1 pseudogene is annotated in these 266 nt (G+C 44.4%); it reads left to right on the top strand.

The annotated features are described in order from the left end of the window. Positions 1-158, top strand: a pseudogene (locus tag SB773_RS32290) (imidazolonepropionase); the annotation flags it as partial. Positions 159-266 lie beyond the last annotated feature (108 nt).

The following is a 266-nucleotide window of genomic DNA, read 5'->3' as shown; positions in this document are numbered from 1 at the left end:
CCCACGAAATCGGCAGTATTGAAGCAGGTAAAAAAGCTGATGTCACGATCTTTGATGTACCTGACTTTATGACGCTGCAATATCGCTATGGCATCAATCATGTTGATACGGTAGTGAAAAACGGAGCTGTCGTAGCCAAGGGAGGGAGATTGGCGTGAGTGGCTATCCATATCCACTGTTAAAACCGCCGAGTTTTCCATGAAAAGTAACCAAGTAATCTGAAAAACTGCCTGTAAAAGGGCAGTTTTTTTGTCGCTCCTATCTCG

The organism is Bacillus sp. SIMBA_074, assembly GCF_046534555.1.
In the GTDB taxonomy this organism is placed as follows: domain Bacteria; phylum Bacillota; class Bacilli; order Bacillales; family Bacillaceae_G; genus Bacillus_A; species Bacillus_A mycoides.
The sequence above is the reverse complement of the archived record's forward strand: the minus strand, read 5'-3'. Positions and strand labels throughout refer to the sequence as shown.